General features: G+C 46.3%; 1 pseudogene (running past one end of the window). It reads right to left on the reverse strand.

What is annotated here, in order from left to right:
* Window positions 1–1,055: pseudogene (locus tag B3473_RS01190) on the reverse strand (acyl-CoA dehydratase activase) (its annotated part continues 221 nt past the right edge of the window); the annotation flags it as partial.

The raw sequence follows: 1,055 nt of genomic DNA on the forward strand, positions 1-1,055 counted from the left end.
TTCATGTCTTGCCCACCAATATCCAAAATAAAATCAACGCCAGGGTTAAAGTAATTGGCAGCCTTGAAATGAGCCACGGTTTCCACTTCACCATAATCCACGTGCAGCGCTGCTTGAATGAGTTTTTCGCCGTAACCTGTCACGCAAGAGCGCGCGATATAGGCTTCCTGTGGCAATTGGTGGTAAACTTCTTTCAAAATGGCAATGACATTTTCCAGCGGTTGTCCTTGGTTATTGCCGTAATGTTGGAACAAAATAGCGCCGTCAGGGTCAGTCAACACCACTTTTGAAGTGGTCGAACCTGCGTCAATGCCCAGAAAAACAGGCCCAGAAGCTTGGGCAATGTCTTTGTAGGTCACGCTGGCTTGGTTGTGACGTGCTCGCCAAGCGTCCAATTCGGCTTGGTCTTTAAAGAGCACATCCAAGGTATTTTTAGGGACCAAGGCTTGTGAACTGTTGGTCTTGAGGTTGTTAATGATTTCTGACAAGGCTAATTGAGCTTGTTCTTCGTCTAAGGCAGCTCCCATTGCCACAAATAGTTGTGGGTGTTCAGGGAAAATCACATTTTCTGGCTTAATATCAAGCGTTTCGATGAAACGTTGACGCAATTCGCTCATAAAGAACAAAGGTCCACCAAGAAAGGCAACATTCCCTGTGATTTTACGTCCTGATGCTAATCCAGCGATGGTTTGATTGACCACGGCTTGGAAAATAGAGGCTGCAATGTCCTCTTTGCGTGCGCCCTCGTTAATCAAAGGTTGAACGTCAGTTTTAGCAAAAACCCCGCAACGACTGGCAATAGGGTAAATGGTTTCGTACCCCTTGGCCAGTTCATTAACCCCATTGGCATCTGTTTTCAAGAGTTCTGCCATTTGGTCAATAAAGGCACCTGTTCCACCAGCACACGTACCGTTCATGCGTTGTTCAAGAGCGTCCCCAAAGAAGGTCATTTTGGCATCTTCACCGCCTAGCTCAATGACCACATCCGTTTCAGGAATAAAATGCTCAACGGTTGTTGTGGCCGCTATAACTTCTTGTACAAATGGAATTTTGGC

The sequence above is a fragment of the Streptococcus sp. UBA632 genome (assembly GCF_002300045.1).
Lineage (GTDB): Bacteria > Bacillota > Bacilli > Lactobacillales > Streptococcaceae > Streptococcus > Streptococcus alactolyticus.